The organism is Rothia sp. HMSC064D08 (assembly GCF_001809525.1).
Lineage (GTDB): Bacteria > Actinomycetota > Actinomycetes > Actinomycetales > Micrococcaceae > Rothia > Rothia dentocariosa.
Map to the genome: position 1 here is coordinate 624,627 of NZ_KV797895.1, position 19,033 is coordinate 643,659.

At 55.9% G+C, this 19,033-nt stretch carries 12 protein-coding genes; 11 read left to right on the forward strand and 1 reads right to left on the reverse strand.

All coding sequences use genetic code 11. The features are described from left to right. Positions 1-17: 17 nt before the first annotated feature. The 9 genes from HMPREF2625_RS05005 to HMPREF2625_RS05045 all read left to right on the forward strand — a co-directional run bounded on the left by HMPREF2625_RS05005 (position 18) and on the right by HMPREF2625_RS05045 (position 16,070). A complete protein-coding gene (locus HMPREF2625_RS05005) occupies positions 18-1,226 on the forward strand; it encodes a ThiF family adenylyltransferase (protein ID WP_070522419.1) in 1,209 nt (402 codons plus the stop codon). Positions 1,227-1,305: 79 nt separating this feature from the next. Further along, a complete protein-coding gene (locus tag HMPREF2625_RS05010) occupies positions 1,306-5,028 on the forward strand; it encodes a nitrate reductase subunit alpha (protein WP_070522422.1) in 3,723 nt (1,240 codons plus the stop codon). Next, positions 5,028-6,641, forward strand: coding sequence for a nitrate reductase subunit beta (gene narH, locus HMPREF2625_RS05015; RefSeq protein WP_004005307.1), 1,614 nt, complete (start codon positions 5,028-5,030; stop codon positions 6,639-6,641). Before HMPREF2625_RS05010 ends, narH begins: the two co-directional genes overlap by 1 nt. A 3-nt stretch (positions 6,642-6,644) precedes the next feature. Continuing rightward, the gene (gene narJ / locus HMPREF2625_RS05020; protein WP_070522426.1) at positions 6,645-7,391 is read left to right on the forward strand and encodes a nitrate reductase molybdenum cofactor assembly chaperone; all 747 of its coding nucleotides are present in this window, start codon (positions 6,645-6,647) and stop codon (positions 7,389-7,391) included. A gap of 23 nt (positions 7,392-7,414) precedes the next feature. Next, on the forward strand, positions 7,415-8,248 hold the full coding sequence (gene narI, locus HMPREF2625_RS05025) for a respiratory nitrate reductase subunit gamma (protein ID WP_013397629.1): 834 nt from the start codon (positions 7,415-7,417) through the stop codon (positions 8,246-8,248). Between the two features lie 35 nt (positions 8,249-8,283). After that, positions 8,284-9,528: an MFS transporter gene (locus HMPREF2625_RS05030; RefSeq protein WP_070522429.1), complete on the forward strand. Its 1,245-nt coding sequence runs from the start codon at positions 8,284-8,286 to the stop codon at positions 9,526-9,528. Positions 9,529-10,048: 520 nt separating this feature from the next. Further along, on the forward strand, positions 10,049-12,901 hold the full coding sequence (gcvP, locus tag HMPREF2625_RS05035) for an aminomethyl-transferring glycine dehydrogenase (RefSeq protein ID WP_070522433.1): 2,853 nt from the start codon (positions 10,049-10,051) through the stop codon (positions 12,899-12,901). Positions 12,902-13,095: 194 nt separating this feature from the next. Further along, positions 13,096-14,214 (forward strand): glycine cleavage system aminomethyltransferase GcvT, encoded by a 1,119-nt coding sequence (gene gcvT, locus HMPREF2625_RS05040; protein ID WP_070522436.1) that lies wholly within the window; start codon positions 13,096-13,098, stop codon positions 14,212-14,214. Positions 14,215-14,573: 359 nt separating this feature from the next. Continuing rightward, positions 14,574-16,070: an L-serine ammonia-lyase gene (locus HMPREF2625_RS05045; protein WP_070522439.1), complete on the forward strand. Its 1,497-nt coding sequence runs from the start codon at positions 14,574-14,576 to the stop codon at positions 16,068-16,070. Between the two features lie 85 nt (positions 16,071-16,155). Here the strand turns inward: HMPREF2625_RS05045 and HMPREF2625_RS05050 are convergent, their stop codons facing one another. Further along, entirely contained in the window at positions 16,156-17,169 is a 1,014-nt protein-coding gene (locus HMPREF2625_RS05050; protein WP_070522443.1) for an aldo/keto reductase, read from the reverse strand. Positions 17,170-17,248: 79 nt separating this feature from the next. Here HMPREF2625_RS05050 and HMPREF2625_RS05055 point away from each other — a divergent pair, with 79 nt between their 5' ends. Continuing rightward, positions 17,249-18,127 (forward strand): LysR family transcriptional regulator, encoded by an 879-nt coding sequence (locus tag HMPREF2625_RS05055; protein ID WP_013397623.1) that lies wholly within the window; start codon positions 17,249-17,251, stop codon positions 18,125-18,127. Between the two features lie 56 nt (positions 18,128-18,183). Next, positions 18,184-18,711 (forward strand): DUF6985 domain-containing protein, encoded by a 528-nt coding sequence (locus tag HMPREF2625_RS05060; protein WP_070522446.1) that lies wholly within the window; start codon positions 18,184-18,186, stop codon positions 18,709-18,711. Positions 18,712-19,033 lie beyond the last annotated feature (322 nt).

Below are 19,033 nucleotides of genomic sequence, written 5' to 3' on the forward strand. Positions count from 1 at the left end.
CGAAAGATACCATCAGGATGAGCTTTATCCCAGACCCCGAAACCGCGCCGGAGCCCGTAACTCAGCTGAGCGCGGCCGAACGTGCCTTCTATGCACGCCAGCTGATTCTGCCCGAGATCGGCATGGCGGGGCAGCTGAAGCTGAAGGCGGCACGGGTTGCGGTGCTCGGCGCCGGTGGGCTTGGTGCCCCCGCCCTGCTCTATCTTGCGGGAGCCGGGGTGGGCGAGATTATCATCATCGACGATGATTCCATTGAGATCTCAAACCTGCACCGGCAGGTCATTCACACTTATGCACGGGCGGGAAACTCGAAGGCAGAGTCGGCTGCCGAAACGATGCGCGCGCTCAACCCCTTCATCACGGTGACCGTTATCCGAGAACGCCTCACTGACAGTAATGCTTTGACGCTCCTCATCGGCACGGATGCGGTGCTCGACGGCAGCGATAACTTTGAGGCTCGCTATGCGGTTTCGGCTGCGGCACAACAGTTGGGTATCCCGCATATTTGGGCGGCAATTCTAGGGTTTGACGCACAGCTCAGCGTATTCTGGGCAGGTCACGGGCCGGTCTATGAGGATCTCTACCCGCAGGCCCCCGCACCGGGAAGCGTTCCTTCGTGCAGTACCGCCGGGATTATTGGGGCGCTCGCCGGGATCGTGGGCTCGGCGATGGCAATGGAGGCTATTAAGGTCATCATGGGTTCCGGAAAGCCGCTGCTAGGTGAGGTTGGGCTATACTCCGCGTTAACAGGAAAATGGGAATATATACCTCTCTTAGCTTCGATGCAAGCAAAACCTAAGAAATCGGCAGAAACTCACCCTCAAGAGAGCCAAGACACTAAAAATCGCTTAATATTTCGTCATAATTCAGGAAAATTGACGGGTAACCATCACACGCAAAAGTTAGAAGACATAACCCCTGTTCAAGTCCGGCAGCTTTTACAGCACGAAAAAATGACCCTTATAGATGTTCGTGAAGCTATCGAGTTTTCTTCTTTTGCGATCGAGGGGGCGATTAATCTGCCGCTGACAGAAATCTTGGATGCTGCCCGCGAAGGCAGTCTTGCCGCGAAAATCCGCGAAAAAATTGACCCCGCATCGAAATATCTTGTGGTCTACTGCACGGGATATACACGGGCGTTGGAGGCAGCACGGGATATTGCTGCCGCTACAGATACTCCCGTGCGTGTTTTAGTAGGTGGAATTTCCGGATGGCTTACAGTCTGAATAACCCTATGAATTTCCTGGATTAGAGAATATTTTTATATCGTATTTGGCATACCAATTTTTGCGATATATTGGCTGTATGGAACAAGCATCACAGACCAAAGGTCCGGATGGACCCCTTACCGATCAGCTGATCAAATTCGGTAAGTTCTTCTCTCGCTGGGACGAGACTGATGACGGTCGTGCGGTCTTCCGTGAAGGCGGTCGCAAAGGCGATACCTTCTACCGCGACCGCTGGAGCCATGATAAAGAAGTTCGCTCAACCCACGGTGTGAACTGTACCGGCTCCTGCTCATGGAAGGTGTATGTCAAAGACGGCATTATCACCTGGGAAGCACAGCAGACCGACTATCCCACAGTCGGTCCCGACCGCCCCGAATACGAACCGCGCGGATGCCCCCGTGGCGCTGCATTCTCGTGGTATACCTACTCACCGACCCGCGTGAAATACCCTTATGTGCGCGGTCTGCTCCTCGAAATGTACCGCGAAGCAAAAGCCCTGCACAGCGACCCGGTTGAAGCATTCCACTCCATCGTCTCCGACCCCGTCAAACGCAACCGCTACATCAGCGCGCGCGGTAAAGGCGGATTGGTGCGCTCCACCTGGGCGGAGGCGCTCGAAATCGTAGCCGCCGCCCACGTGCACACCATTAAGTACTACGGACCCGACCGCTGCACCGGCTTCACCCCGATTCCCGCAATGTCGATGGTCTCCTTCAGTGCCGGTGTGCGCTTTATCCAGCTCATCGGCGGTGTGATGACCAGCTTCTACGACTGGTACGCCGACCTTCCCGTGGCCTCCCCGCAGGTCTTTGGCGATCAGACCGACGTGCCTGAATCCGGTGACTGGTGGGATGCTTCCTATCTGATCATGTGGGGTTCGAACATTCCCGTGACCCGTACCCCGGATGCCCACTGGGTTGCCGAGGTGCGCTACCGCGGCACCAAGGTTGTCTCGGTCAGCCCTGACTATGCCGACAACACCAAATTCGCCGACGAATGGTTGCCCGCACAGGCAGGTACCGACGCTGCGCTCGCAATGGCTATGGGGCACGTGATTCTCAAGGAAAATTACGTGGATCAGCGCGTGGAGTTCTTCGAGGACTTTGCCCTGACCTACACCGACTTGCCCTTCTTGGTTACCCTCGAAACTCGTGAAGACGGCACGAAGGTTCCCTCGAAGTTCCTGACCGCCGCATCCCTGGCGGGGGAGCAGCACCAGGAAAACGCCGATTTCAAGACCGCCATGATGGATCGCGAAACCGGCGAGGTCTTTGTTCCCAACGGTACTATGGGTCACCGCTACTCCGAATCCGATCAGGGTAAATGGAACCTTGAATTGGACGGGCGCAAACCCATTCTCTCGATTCGCGATCTGCCGCAGGGCGAGTCCGCCGCTGTCGAGATTAAGATGCCGACCTTCGATAACCCCAAGGGTCACGGCGACATCATGACCCGCGGCGTGCCCGTCACCTACGTTGAGGGTCAGGAAGTTACCACCGTCTTCGACTTGATGCTTGCTACCTACGGTATCGGTCGCCCCGGACTGCCCGGCGACTGGGCCAAGGATTACGAAGACTGGTCGATTCAGAACACCCCGGCATGGCAGGAGCAGATTACTTCGGTTCCGCCGGAGGCTGTTATTCGCGTGGCGCGCGAATTTGCGCAGAACGCTATTGACTCTCACGGTCGTTCTATGATTATCTTCGGTGCCGGTATTTGTCAGTGGTACCACGCGGATACAACCTACCGCGCTATCTTGGCTCTGCTGAACCTGACCGGCTGCCAGGGCCGCAACGGCGGCGGCTGGGCTCACTATGTGGGTCAGGAGAAGGCACGTCCGCTCACCGGTTTGACCAATATGGCAAACGCTTTGGACTGGAGCCGCCCGCCGCGTCATATGATCGGCACCGGTTTCTGGTACATGCATACCGACCAGTTCCGCCAGGACGGTTACTCCACTGATTACCTGCAGTCCCCGCTGGGTACCGGCGAGCTCAAAGGCGTACACACTGCGGATGTTGTCGCGCGATCTACCCGTATGGGCTGGATGCCGTTCTACCCGCAGTTCCCCGAGAACTCGCTCGACCTCGCCGATAAGGCAGAGGCGGCGGTAGCACGCGGAGAAGCTAAGGATAATGCCGATTATGTGGCACAGCGCCTGAACTCCGGCGACCTTGAATTCTCTGTCGAAGACGTCGATAACCCCGTGAACTGGCCGCGTACCCTGATGCTGTGGCGCTCGAACCTCTTTGGCTCCTCCGCTAAGGGTGAGAGCTACTTCCTCAAGCACCTTGTCGGCAGCATGGACAACGTGCAGGGCGCCGATCATGAGGAATCCATTCCGCGTGAGGTCACCTGGTACCAGGAAGCACCGCAAGGCAAGCTCGATCTGCTGGTCACCTCAGACTTCCGTATGACCACCACGACCCTGCTGTCGGATGTTGTGCTCCCCACCGCAACCTGGTACGAGAAGCACGATATTTCCTCGACCGATATGCACCCCTTCCTGCACGCGTTCTCGCCTGCTATCGACCCGCCGTGGGAAGCACGAACCGACCACGATACCTTCAAAGCTCTCTCGTATGAGTTCACACGCCAGGCCAAGAAGCACCTGGGCACCCGCAAGGATATTGTTTCGGTTCCGCTCCTGCACGATACCCCCGGTCAGATCAAGCAGCCCGGCGGTCACGCACCCGACTGGAAGAGCACTCCCGGCATGTCAGGTGTTCCCGGTAAGAATATGCCGAACTTTATGACCGTCGAACGCGACTACAGCGCGATGTACGATATGTACACCTCTGTAGGCCCGCTCTTCGACAAGGTCGGCGCCACCACCAAATACGTGACGTACGATCTGAAGGACGAAGTCGCTCAGATGGCGAAGGAATTTGGTGTGATGGACTCCGGTAAGGGCGCGGGCCGTCCTGCGCTGGATACCGACACCAAACTCGCCGAGTCGATTCTGCGCATCTCTGGTACCTCTAACGGTGAGGTGGCGCTTAAGGGCTTCAAAGAACTTGAGAAGCAGACCGGTCTGCACCTGATGGATCTTGCCGAAGGTAACGAGGAACGTAAGATTACCTTCCCCATGACCCAGGCATCCCCGCAGCCCGTGATTACCTCTCCCGAGTGGTCCGGTTCGGAAACCGGCGGCCGCCGTTACGCGCCGTTCACCGTGAACATTGAAAAGAAGAAGCCGTTCCATACCCTAACCGGTCGTATGCACTTCTTCTTGGATCACGACTGGATGCACGAAATGGGCGAGGCGCTGCCGATTTACCGTCCCCCGCTGGATATGACCGGGCTCTTCAAGGAACCCGAAATCGGTACTACCGACGGCGTTTCGGTTGCAGTGCGTTACCTAACCCCGCACAACAAGTGGGCTATTCACTCCCAGTACTTCGACAACCAGCATATGCTGACCCTCTTCCGCGGTGGTCAGACTGCCTGGATGAGCCCCCAGGATGCCGAGAAGATCGGCGTCAAGGACGGCGAATGGATCGAATGTGTGAATACCAATGGTGTGTTCGTGGGTCGTGCGGTTGTCTCGCACCGTATGCCTGAGGGCGTGTGCTACGTGCACCACGCTCAGGAGCGTATGATGACGCCGAAGACCGAAACCACCGGCAAACGCGGCGGTATTCACAACTCGATGACCCGCATCCTACTCAAGCCGACCCATATGATTGGCGGCTACGCACACCAGGCATTCGCCTTCAACTATCTCGGACCGACCGGCAACCAGCGTGACATTGTCTCGTACATTCGCCGTCGCAAGTCGCAGGAGGTTACATTCTAATGCGTGTTATGGCACAAGTTGCAATGGTGATGGCGCTTGATAAGTGCATTGGCTGCCACACCTGCTCCGTGACCTGTAAACAGGCATGGACAAACCGTTCCGGTACCGAGTATGTGTGGTTCAACAACGTTGAGACCCGCCCCGGTCAGGGCTACCCGCGCCGCTACGAGGACCAAGAAAAGTGGAAGGGCGGCTGGGTGCTGAACAAGCGCGGCCGTCTGGAGCTCAAGAGTGGTAACCGCTTCCAGAAGCTCTTCTCCATTTTCGCTTCGCCGATTCAGCCCGAGCTCAGCGACTACTATGAGCCCTGGACTTACGACTACCAGAATCTCACCACCGCACCTCTAGGTGATGACTTCCCTGCGGCTAAGCCGGTATCGATGATTACCGGTCAGGATACCAAGATTCAATGGGGCCTGAACTGGGACGATAACCTGGGCGGCGCCCCCGAGCACGGTCACCTTGACCCGCTTGTGGAGAAGGTGCGCAAGAAGGCTGAGGACAAGATTAAATTCGAGTTCGAGCAGACCTTCATGTTCTACCTGCCGCGTATTTGTGAGCACTGCCTGAACCCGTCCTGTATGGCGGCATGCCCCTCCGGCGCTATCTACAAGCGCGCCGAGGACGGCATCGTGCTGGTCGATCAGGACCGCTGCCGTGGCTGGCGTCAATGTATCACCGGCTGCCCCTACAAGAAGGTGTACTTCAACCACAAGACGGGTAAGGCAGAGAAATGTACGTTCTGCTACCCCCGTATTGAGGCCGGTATTCCGACCGTATGTGCCGAGACCTGCGTGGGTCGTATGCGCTACATCGGTATCTTCCTCTACGATGCAGATCGCGTGACTGAGGCAGCATCCGTTGCCGATGAGAAAGACCTGTACGAGTCGCAGCTTTCGCTCATGCTCGATCCTTCGGACCCCGAGATTATTCGTTTGGCACGCGAGAACGATATTCCCGAGGCATGGATTACCGCAGCCCAGAAGTCACCCGTGTACAAGCTGGCGAAGGAATGGAAGGTTGCACTTCCGCTGCACCCCGAATACCGCACCATGCCGATGGTCTGGTACGTTCCGCCGCTGTCGCCGATTGTGGATCTGCTCAAAGACCAGGGACACGATGCTGAGAACAGCCAGAACCTGTTCGGCGCGATCGAGGCGCTGCGCATCCCCGTTGAATACCTTGCTGAGCTGTTTACCGCTGGCGATACCGAGGTCGTGACCTTCGTGCTCAAGCGCCTAGCCGCAATGCGCGCCTACATGCGTGACATTAATTTGGGCGGCGAAGGCAATGAAGAGATCGCAAACTCGGTGGGTATGACCGGTGCGCAGATGTACGAAATGTACCGTCTGATGGCGATTGCTAAGTATAACGAGCGTTATGTGATTCCTCCGGCTCATATGGAAGATGCGCACAACCTCGAAGAGATGGGATGCTCGCTGAGCGTTGATGGTGGTCCCGGCATGTATGGTGACGCATTCAACGACATGGAAGGTCGCCCGACCCCCGTCTCGACCGGCGTATATGAGAGCTCTAACAAGGTGAGCCTCTTTAGCTGGGATGGAAACTCGCGCCCGGATGGTCTGTTCCCGAATACCACCGGAAAGAAGTAAGTAGTGGCTGGATTCTTTTCCAAGCTTATGGGCAAAGCCGATTCCGGGAATACCCCGGAATCGGCGCAAGCCGCGCACGACGACATTGATCCGTTTGATCGTGACTATGGTGCAGGTGAAGACCGAGACTCGGTGATTTACCAGGTCAGCGGCATGCTGTTGAGCTATCCGACGGAAGAAACTCTTGATCTTCTGCCGGAGTTTACGCGGTTGGCGCAGGCAACTGAGAATCCCGATTTCGTGCAGGCCGTGCAAACCGTTGCGGATTGGCTTACGGCTCGCGAGCTTGAAGAAGTTCAGAGTGACTACGTGCAGGAATACGACCTCTCCCGCAGGCACGCTCTGCACCTTTCTTACTGGACGGATGGCGATACTCGCCGTCGCGGCGAAACCCTTCTTCGATTTAAGAAAATGTATCGCGATTCGGGGATGCTCACCCGCCTTAACGGAGAACTTCCCGACTATTTACCTCTCGTCTTGGAGTTTGCGGCGCTGGTGGATCGTCGCCAGGGTCGCGCAGCGCTTCAAGCATACCGTCCCTCATTGGAGCTGCTTCGTTTAGCGCTTCGGGATGGAAACCTCCCACACTACGGGTTATTACAGAGTATCTGCAATACCCTCCCCGGTGTCTCTCCCGAGACTCAGGAACAGGTGCAGCAGATGGCGGGTTATGGCCCGCCCGTTGAGACCGTTGGTCTGAGCGGGTATGCCGATCCGCGGCTGACCCAAGTTAACCCTAATAATATTTAGACCCCTCAAATTAGGAGTACATCGTGTACGCACTCGCATCCGAGCACGCAGCACATGCGGTGCCTGTCGGCGAGCCGGGGATTGTAGACACCCTCCTGTGGGGCGTGCTTCCCTATGTCACTATTCTTGTTCTGATCGGCGGCACTATTTGGCGTTACCGTACCGATCAGTTTAGTTGGACCACTCGGTCATCACAGATTTATGAATCCAAAATGCTGCGTCTGGGATCGCCTCTGTTCCACTACGGTCTAGCCGCCGTGTTTATGGGACACGTGGGCGGTCTAGTGGTGCCTAAGATGCTCACAGACCTCGTGGTGGACGACCATACTTATCACATTGTCGCTTTGGTGGGCGGTTCCGCAGCCGCTGCAGCAACTATTCTTGGTTTGTTCCTGCTTCTGTGGCGTCGTCGTCGTAACGCACAGGTTTTCTCTGCAACGACGATGAACGATAAGTTTATGTACTTTGTGCTGGTCGCCGTCATTCTGGCGGGTACCGCCGCAACTTTAATTTCCGCTTTTGACCCCTCGGGCGGTCTGCCCCCGGTTAATGGGCATGAGGTGGAGTTCAACTACCGCACCTCCATTGCGGTGTGGTTCCGTTCTATCTTCTACTTCCACCCGGAGGTAGCGTTGATGGTGAATGTGCCTGTTGCCTTCAAGATTCACATCATTGTGGCTATGGTGCTGTTCATTATCTGGCCTTTCACTCGTTTGGTGCATGCACTGACTGTGCCGCTGCACTACCTGTTCCGTCCCTACACCATCTACCGTTCTCGCGGCAATGAGCGCGTGGGCGCACGTCGTGGCTGGGACAACCCGCAAGAGGCGCTCCCACGTGAGCGCGTCAATCGCTAACAATATACACACAACACATAACACAAAGAGGAATCATGAGTGCTCCCACTGCTGAGAGTTACGACCTAAAAAAGGGGCAGCTTTTTAACCTGCTGCTGGTTACCTTCGCCTCGACCGTTGGGTTCTGGGCGTGGACGATTGTCGGTCCGCTTGCGAAGTATTACGCCAAGCCGGATCAGATGCATTTGAACCCGGGAACCACGAGTTTGCTGGTTGCTATGCCTATCTTTATTGGCGCGATTGGGCGTATTCCGATTGGTGGTCTAACCGATAAGTACGGTGGGCGCATCATGATGAGTCTGGTGCTTGCCGTCAGCACTCCGCTGGTGCTCCTGGTCGGTGTTGCCGGCTCGATGAAGTCGTTCCCTTTGATGTTGGTCTTCTCGTTCCTGCTGGGTATCGCCGGTACCGTGTTCGCGGTGGGTATTCCGTTCAGCTCCGCTTGGTACCCGCCCGCTCGTAAGGGCTTTGCAACCGGTGTTTTCGGTGCTGGTATGGTCGGTACCGCTCTGTCGGCGTTCTTTACCCCGCGCCTGATGAACCTCGTGGGTTACATGAATACCCACTACATCATCGCGGCTCTGTGCGCGGTAACCGCCATTATCTCATTCTTGTTCCTGCGTGATTCACCGGCTACCGCTAACCGCGAGGTTACCCCGCTGATGCCGAAGATCATTCGGGCGTTCAAGGTAAAGTCAACCTGGCAGCTGTGCTTCCTGTACTCGGTAGTATTCGGTGGCTTTGTGGCGTTCTCGAACTATCTGCCCACCTACCTGAACAATATCTACAGTTTCAACCCTGAAGATGCTGGTGCTCGTGCCGCAGGCTTCGCGGCGGCTGCCGTGATCGCTCGTCCCTTCGGCGGCATCTTGGCTGATAAGTTTGGTCCGAAGATCATTACCTTCATCGCGCTGGGCGGTGTGTCGGTTTTGGCTCTGATTACCGCATTCCAGCCGGATGCTGAGCATGTCTACGGTCCTATCTTCTTGGCGATGGCAGCTCTGCTGGGCTTGGGTTCCGGCTCGGTCTTCGGTTGGGTTGGCCGCGCGGCTGACCCGAAGAACGTGGGTGCGGTCTCCGGCGTGATCGCTGCTGCTGGCGCCCTTGGCGGCTTCTTCCCGCCGCTGGTGATGGGTGCAACCTACGATGCCGCACATCGTAACTACTTCATCGGTCTAACTCTGTTGGCTATAACTGCAGCTGTGGCCTTTGCCTCGGCATTCTTGGTCAAGCATGGCGGTAAGCCGGAACATCATAAGGCTGATGCCGCAGCGAAGTAGTAGCTGAGTTTTTCACTCAATTGCTTGTTTCCATGGCTCTGGCCGTTCCCTACTCTGGAGGAGCGGCCAGAGCTTTTTACGTGAGTTTCGTACCCTAAAACCAAATTATGGGGTGGCGATCACAAGTTTCGGAGCAGATGGCTCTGAACGTAGATACCTCTAATTTATTGATTGCGATGCCGGTTTTGGCCGCCGGTGGTCAGGCGGGTTCTTCCCGCCGCTGGTGATGGGTGCAGTCTATGACGCCGCCGCAAACAACTACTTTAAATAGGAGATGCTCTTGTCTGTGACGGCTGCCGCCAGAGTGGGGGATGACGCTCCTGGTATGTGGCGGTAAGAAATCATTCGCCGTGCCGTAACAGGTGATCGCATGTATGCTGATAAACCCTTATAACATGCGTGTCACAGGGCATATGTAGCTAGAAGTTTGAGCCCACAATATGGGAAAATTAGTACTGTATATACACAACAGCACTGTTGTGAACCGCTAACGGTTTGCGCCGATTAGGAGATAGATATTATGTCTTTCATTGACCGTCATCTCGGCCCCCGTTCCGCAGACGCTGAGCAGATGCTCAAAGCCCTGGGATACGATTCCCTGGGAGCTCTGATGGACGACGCTGTCCCGCCTCAGATTCGCCTTCACGGTGAGCTTGATCTTCCCGATCCGTTGACAGAGCAGGATGCACTCGCCAAGATCGCCGAGTATGCCGCCGAGAACAAAGTTTATACACAGATGATTGGCGAAGGCTATTACGATGCCGTAACCCCCGCCGTTCTGCGCCGCAACATTCTTGAAAACCCCGGATTTTACACTTCGTACACCCCCTACCAGGCTGAAATTTCACAGGGTCGTCTGGAAGCTCTGCTGAACTTCCAGAACGTGGTTATGGAACTCACCGGCCTGGATATTGCGAATGCTTCCCTACTCGATGAGGCAAGCGCGGTTGCGGAGGCGGTTGTGATGATGCACCGCGCCAACCGTAAGGTTAAGAACGGTTTCTTCGCGATTGATTCTCGATGCTTGCCGCAGGTTCTTGCTGTGGTACGCGGTCGTGCCGAACTTCTTGACATTCCGTTTGTAGTTACTGATTTCTCTGAGGGACTGCCCGAGGGCGATCTGTACGGTGTGGTGCTCGCGTACCCCGCATCCGATGGGGAAATTCGTGACATTGAACCGCTGGTGAAGGCGGCTAAGGAACGTAACGCCCTAGTGACCGTGGATGCCGATCTTCTGGCGCTCACCCTGCTGAAGTCTCCGGGGGAACTCGGTGCTGATATTGCCGTGGGCAATACCCAGCGTTTCGGTTTGCCCTTCTTCTTTGGTGGTCCGCATGCCGCCTACATGGCCGTGCATAAGGGCATGGAACGCACTATGCCGGGCCGTCTGGTCGGTGTGTCGCAGGATTCCGCCGGTAAGCCTTCGTACCGTTTGTCTCTGCAAACCCGCGAACAGCACATTCGTCGCGAGAAAGCTACCAGTAATATCTGTACCGCTCAGGCTTTGCTGGCGATTGTGGCCGGTGCTTACGCTGTGTATCACGGTCCCGAGGGGCTGCGCGCTATTGCCGAACGTCTGCATACTAACGCGGCTCGTGTAGCAACAGCACTGGAAAGCGCCGGATACGGTATTGCCTATGAGCATTTCTTTGACACCGTGGTGATTGATGCACCGGCTCGCGCAGATGAGCTCGTTGCCAAGGCGCTTGAGGCTGGTATTAACATTCGCCGTATCAACGAGAACCGCGTGGGTATTTCGGTCGGTGAATCTCATGATGACCGCGTTCTGGAGCGTCTGGTAAAGGCATTTGGCGCAGAACTTCCCTCCGAGGCAGATGCCAAGTTCAGTATTCCAGCAAATCTGCTCCGTACCGATGAGTATATGCAGCATCCCGTCTTCCATAGGTACCGTTCCGAGACCGAGATGATGCGTTACCTGCGCCACCTCTCTGACAAGGATTTGGCTCTGGACCGCACGATGATTCCTCTGGGTTCGTGCACTATGAAACTCAACGCGGCTGCGGAAATGGAACCGATTTCCTGGCCCGAATTTGCGAATATTCACCCGCTCGCACCCGACGATCAGGCTCAGGGCTGGCATAAGCTCATTAAGGAACTGTCCGACTGGCTGGTCGCTATCACCGGATACGATGTCGTGTCTTTGCAGCCGAACTCCGGTGCAACCGGTGAGTACGGTGGTCTGCGTGCTATTCGTTCCTACCACGAGGCTAACGGTGATCATGAGCGTGATACCGTGCTTATTCCGCTTTCGGCGCACGGCACGAATGCCGCATCCGCAGCGCTTGCCGGGCTTAAGGTTGCGGGTGTGGCGACCGCATCCGATGGCTCGATCGATGTTGATGATCTGAAGGCGAAGATCGAGAAGTACGGCAATAAGATCGCTGGCATCATGATTACTTATCCCTCGACGCACGGCGTGTTTGAGCCTCAGGTATCTGAGGTTTGCGAGCTTGTGCATGCCGCGGGCGGTCAGGTTTACCTGGATGGTGCAAACCTGAACGCGCAGATGGGCTTCGCACAGCCGGGTAAGTTCGGCGGCGATATTTCCCACCTGAACCTGCACAAGACCTTCTCCATTCCACACGGCGGTGGCGGTCCCGGTGTTGGACCTCTCGCTGCTCGTGAGCATCTGGCGAAGTACCTTCCCGGTGATGCCGCGACTGCGGATGCCGAAGGCAAGCTGCCTAGCGGCGCGGCACTTCCGATTGCGCAGGCGTTCTTTGGCTCTGCCGGTGTGCTTCCCATTAGCTGGATGTACATTGCTATGAGCGGTGCCGAGGGCTTGAAGAAGTCCTCGGAGTACGCAGTGCTGAACGCAAACTACGTGGCGAAAAAGCTCAACGATAAGTTCCCTGTGCTCTACACCGGCAACGCAAACCTGGTGGGTCACGAGTGCATCCTAGATATTCGTGAGCTCACCGACCGTTCCCATGTGACCGCCGAAGACGTGTGTAAGCGTCTGATGGACTTCGGTTTCCACGCGCCTACTCTGGCGTTCCCAGTTCCGGGCACTCTGATGATGGAGCCGACCGAATCGGAGTCGAAGGAAGAACTCGATCGCTTTATTGAGGCGATGGAAACTATCTATGGCGAAATTCTTGAGGTTGCCGAAGGCAAGGTCGCAGTGGAAGATTCCGTGCTGCGCAACGCTCCGCATACGGTGGATGTTGTTTCTGCAGACGAGTGGGACCGCCCGTATAGCCGTACCCAGGCTGCCTTCCCGGTTCCTTCGCTTCGCGCCAACAAGTACTTTACGCCTGTGGGCCGTATTGACGGTGCGGGCGGAGACCGTCACTTTGTCTGCGAATGCCCTCCGATGGAGGCATTCGATCTTGAAGCTCACGCCGAGTAGCTTCGATGATTCGATGAACTTCTGTGCGTCCTGCATTCTTCGCTTGTTTTTCAGGAAGCGGGGGAGCGGGGCGCCTGGAAGACTTACCATACACACATAAAATAGAATGAATGTTCTTAAAAACAAGAATAATCGTTCTGATATAAACCGTTCTGGCACAAAGCAGTGTATCTGACTATGTACTAAGGAGAAACATGTCACCCAAGAAGACCGCACTCTACCCCGTCCACGAAAAGCTAGGAGCCGCATTCACCGACTTCGGCGGCTGGGATATGCCGCTCAAGTACGCCAACGATGTTGCCGAGCATCAGGCTGTGCGCACCCGCGCCGGTATTTTCGACCTCTCCCACATGGGCGAGTTCCGCATCACCGGGCCCGATGCCGCTGCATTCCTCGACTACGCTCTGGTCTCCAACATGTCCGTACTCAAGCCCGGTCGCGCCAAGTACTCGATTCTCGCCAACGATAAGGGTGGCGTGATCGATGACCTTATCACCTACCGCCTGGACGACGAAGAATTCTTGGTTGTGCCCAATGCCGCCAACATTGATAACGATTTTGCGGCCATGAGCGAGCGTCTGGGCAATTTTGACGTGAAGTTCGTCAACGAATCTGACGACACCTCCCTAATTGCTGTGCAGGGACCGCGTGCCGAAGAAATTCTGCTTGCGGCTGGTGCCTCAGATGAGGATGCGGTACGTGAGCTCAAATACTACGCCTCCGTTCCGGTCACCATTGCCGGGGTAGATGTACTTCTGGCACGTACCGGCTACACCGGCGAGGACGGTTTTGAGCTCTTCGTACCGAACGCCAACGCCGTCAAACTGTGGGATGCGCTCGCTGCCGCTGGTGAGTCCTTCGGCTTGACCCCGGCAGGCTTGGCAGCACGCGATTCGCTGCGTCTGGAAGCTGGCATGCCGCTGTACGGTCACGAACTGGGCCTGGATATTACCCCCTTCGAGTCCGGCTTAGGCCGCCTAGTTGAGATCGCTTTGGAGAAGAAGACCGTCGATTTCGTGGGTCGTACCGCCCTGACTGAGCTGGCGAAGTCTCCGTCGGAGCGTATCCTGGTTGGGCTGAAAGCCCAGGCAAAGCGCCCGGCGCGTGCGGGTTCGTTCCTTGTCGATGCCGAGGGTAATCAAATCGGTGAGGTAACCTCCGGTATTCCTTCCCCGACCCTGGGTTACCCGATAGCAATGGCATTGGTGAAGCGCGAATTCTCTGAGGTCGGTTCCGAGGTGGACGTGGATATTCGCGGTAAGCGTGCAACTTTCGACGTGGTCTCGCTTCCGTTCTACAAGCGCGAGAAGTAAATACTGCTTCATCTCAGGTAACCCGAGCAAGAGGCATAGGGCGGGTGAATGTGCTGAGGTATATTTACCCGCCCTTCAGCATGCCTGTGTCGGTATATCGACTCGAAGTTTATCGCACAGGCAAGCCCGGGTGCGCACGCAAACATAATGTCGCCTTAGTTTATCCATGACGTGAAGTAAGCTAGGATGAACTCAGCAGGGTGCAAGATGCTCGGTGAGCATAAACCTCAGGGAAAATCAGCAGACAATGAAGGCTGCATACCGTCTTCGGGCGGTTACACCGTGAGAATATAAACGGACGAACCGCCGCATATAAAACCTGGCGGGTAAGCGCATACTCACATAGATGAAGGAATAATGTGGCACTAGATACTGGCGTTCCAAGTAGTGTGCAAAAACAGGCTGAAGCGCTCGAATATGATATTAGCGTGTTCGAGCTCTTTAGCATCGGCATAGGTCCTTCCAGCTCCCACACTGTAGGGCCGATGCGCGCCTCCAACCGTTTTATCGCCGAACTTATTGACACCAACCTGCTCTCACGCATCACGAAAGTGCATATTGACCTGTATGGATCACTCGCCGCAACCGGGGCAGGGCACGGCACCATGAGCGCGGCGCTCAAAGGGCTGTGCGGGCATGTGCCCGAAACTATCTGCCTCACCGAGGCTGACTCCATGATTGAGCGCAATAGCGTGGACGGTACTCTACCGCTCGCCGGGTATCCTTCCAGTATGTACGGTGCGACAGCACCCAGCGGCGAGGAGGGCAAAGTTTACGGACCGGTTCTGAACTACCGAGAACTCGATATAACCCTGCGTCCCCTAACAGTGCTTCCGCGCCACACAAACGGTATTAAGATCGCCGCATTCGAGGGCGAGAAGATGCTTTTGGAGCGCACCTATTTTTCCATCGGTGGTGGATTTATTGTCGAAGGTGACGAGCCCGCAACCGGGGGAGCATCCCTGGAACACCCACCCTACCCGTTCGGTTCCGGCACCGAGCTCCTAGATATGGCGAACGAGGCCGGGATGAGTATTGCCCAACTCAAAATGACGAACGAATGTTCGCTTCGCAACGAGGCCGAGGTACGCCAAGGAATTCTGCACATCTACAAGGTTATGAAGGAATGCATCGGGTCTTCACTATCGCGTGTCGGTTACCTGCCTGGACCCCTCAAGGTACGTTGCCGCGCCGGGGCATGGCACCGCGACCTGATGACCGAAGACCCTAATAAATCCCCCGAATACGCCATCGACTGGGTGAACCTAATCGCGCTCGCCGTGAACGAAGAGAATGCGTTTGGCGGCCGCGTAGTGACGGCGCCGACGAATGGTGCATCCGGCATTATTCCGGCGGTTTTGCACTATGCGATGAACTATACGCCCGGAATACGGCATTGCGGTCGGGGCAAGCGTGAGGATGCGGTGATCGACTTTTTCTTGGCCGCCGCCGCAATCGGGGTGCTGTATAAGAAGCGTGCCTCGATTTCCGGTGCCGAGGTGGGATGCCAGGGAGAGGTCGGCAGCGCCAGCTCGATGGCCGCCGCCGGTCTTGCTCAGGTTTTGGGCGGTACGAACGAGCAGATTGAAAACGCCGCAGAGATTGCGATGGAGCATAACCTGGGGCTGACCTGTGACCCTGTGGGCGGGCTGGTGCAGATTCCGTGCATTGAACGCAACGCGATGGCCGCGTCGAACGCGGTCACGGCGGCACGCATGGCACTGCGCGGTGACGGTGCGCATCGTGTTTCCCTAGACCAAGTGATCGAAACGATGCGCCAAACCGGCATGGATATGTCACACCGTTACAAGGAAACCTCAATGGGTGGCCTGGCGGTTAACGTGGTGGAATGTTAGCTCCAAAACGGTAGGGGAGCGCTCGCCCGGAATCCGCAGGGGCATTCAGGGCGAGCGTTTTCTTGATCTTTTATTGTGCAGTCGGCTAGAACACCGGTCGAGTGGTTACCGGTACGGCGAAAGACTGGCGATCTCCCACCCAACCGTTTGTTGGTACCATGCTCTCCAGGGCGGCTAAATCTTCTGCCTCTAGGTGGTAGCGCATAGCCGCAGCATTTTCCTGTGCCCTCTGCGCATTGCGTGTTCCGGGGATAGGAACAACATCGTCGCCCTGCGCAAGAAGCCATGCCAGAGCCAGCTGGGCCACGGTCATGGAGCGGGACTGCGCAAACGAGGCGAGGGCATCAACTTGACGCATATTAGCAGTGAGGCTGGAACCGTTAAACCGCGGGTCATTCGCCCGGAAGGGGCTTTCTGCAACACTGGTGGTATTGAGACTTCCGCCAAGCAACCCGCGGCCCAGAGGGCTATAGGGGACTAGGCCCACACCCAGCTGGCGTGCCGCTGGAACAATATTTACCTCAGGTTCACGCCACATGAGCGACCATTCAAATTGCACGGCGGCAATCGGATGGATAGCGTGGGCACGGCGCAACTGGTCAGCTGTCACCTCAGACACTCCAAGATGGCGTACTTTCCCCTGGGACACCAGCTCGCTCATCGCACCAATTGACTCTTCGATCGGCACCTGCGGGTCTACACGGTGCAGATAGTACAGGTCAATCGTTTCAGCTCCGAGGCGACGCAGCGACTCGTCACAGTAACCTGCAATGTGGTCCGGGTGGGCATCCAGATGGACACCGTGATCGCCTCGTACAATTCCGAATTTAGTTGCGATCTGCAGATTGTTGCGGGGCACACCACTGGATGCTACGGCGCGACCTACCAAAGCCTCGTTATGCCCCTGACCATAGCTTATTGCGGTATCAAGCAGCGTAACCCCAGCATCAAGAGCAGCATGAATGGCCGCGATTGACTCGGTATCATCAGCAGGCCCGTACCCCTGAGACAGACCCATGCAGCCAAAGCCTAAGGCTGAGGTCGTCAGAGCTCCGAGGTTCCGGGTGGCTGGACTATCTGTATGTTGATGTAATGTCATATGAAAAATTTTTCCACCCACACTCTTATATGTCTAAGACAATGTTTTTATAGAATCCATAACGTTTTATTATGGATAGATGGAACTACGCTACCTGGAATCCTTTGAGGCAGTCGTGCGGTGCGGCGGGTTCACCAAAGCTGCTGCTGACCTGCATCTGGCACAGCCTGCTATTTCCGCACACGTCAAAAGGCTGGAGAAGGAGCTAGGGGTCACGTTGTTGAACCGCTCCCGAACTGTGACCCTCAGCGCTGCCGGGGAACAATTTTTACCCTATGCTCGGCTGGCGTTGGCGAATCTTGACGAAGGCAAGCGGCTGATGCAGTCTTTCCACTCGGTTTCAGCGGGTCATGTGCGTGTAGCAGTCACGCCACTCACCGGTAATTTTGATGTTGCTGGTCTGCTGAGTCGATTTCGTGCACGTTACCCACAGGTGACAATTTCATTGTCTACCGGGCTTATTGCAGAACTGCTGGGTAAGTTAGAAGCGGGTCAGGTTGATGTGGTGATCGGGCCGGCAGGTGCTGCCGATAAACGTCAGGGATGGCAGCGAACCGAAATTACGAGTGAACGGTTGGTACTTATCACGCCGCTTGCTGGCAGGGGTCATGTAAGTACGCTGGCTGATGTGGCGCATGAGCCATTTGTCTGCTTACCCTCAGATAGCGGTCTGCGCCACCTGCTGAACGAGGCATTCGGCGTAATCGGAGTCGAACCGCGAGTGGATTTTGAGACACACAGTCCGGCCAGTATCCGCGAGATGGTTGCGGCAAACCTGGGATGTGCCATAATCGCGCAGTCTATCGTTGAGAAACAGGGAGCAGCAGTGCGGGTGCATCATATTCCAGGTCTTCCCCCGCACCCACCGATAAGTGTTATGTCGGAAGAAGAGCCCGCTCCGCCTACCGCGCGGTTTCTTGAAGAATTGGAGGCAACAATTCGAGAACATACTCGTTAAAAAGACCTGATGGGGCGCGGTGATGAAATAATGAGAGTTTACATAGGAGGAAAGCGATGGCGATGAAACCTAATAACACCCACGACCCCAATATCATAAATTTCAATTACGATGCTGACGAAGAGTTCTATGTGAGTGACCCGGTGGACGTGCCTGCGCTCAAGAAGGCATCGGTAACGTTTAGTTTCGATACGAAGACTCTTGACTCTGCCGGGTGGCAGCGTATTCGTGCCGCGATTGACAACCTCCGCTCACCCAATACCGATATTTTTGCCCAGGCAACCCCTTATGTGTACCAGTTCTACCGTATGTATTTTGATATGGCGGATGAGTATGGCTGGGAACAATACTTGCCGGATATTCCCGAATCTCAGGTGTGGACTCTTGTGGATCCTATCTGGGATCGGTGCACGGTTGCCTGGGACAATAACAACGTGCTGATTGTGGTGGAAGCCGAGACTGAGTGGGATGTTGAGCACGGTATGATGATGGTGCTCCAGGATGGCACGAAACTGGTGAAAGTGGGTATGGTGGTTGAGTCTTACACCAACCCTGACGGCAGTATTTTCTTGCGCGAAGAATAGGTTTAGCAGGGGAGCGTAAGAGGGTGTTCATGCGCGATTTCAAAAGCCTAGGAGATATACTGCGGAAGCTTCTGGAAGGGCTATAAAAGCTCACTTGAATCCGGCGCTTGCATCTGCTGTACGGGTGTGGTAGACAAACGCGCGAGCATAGTGTATTGTTAATATTTACGCTTTCCCTGACCTTTGTGCCTTCATATAGCGGTGGGCACGGGCTGAAGGTGACGTTAAACCGTTCGACATCTACTAGCTTTGCACACCGTTTTCGGGGTCTTCATCATGATGTCTTACGGCTCTGTCGCCGGGAGGCAGATTGCTAACAGAC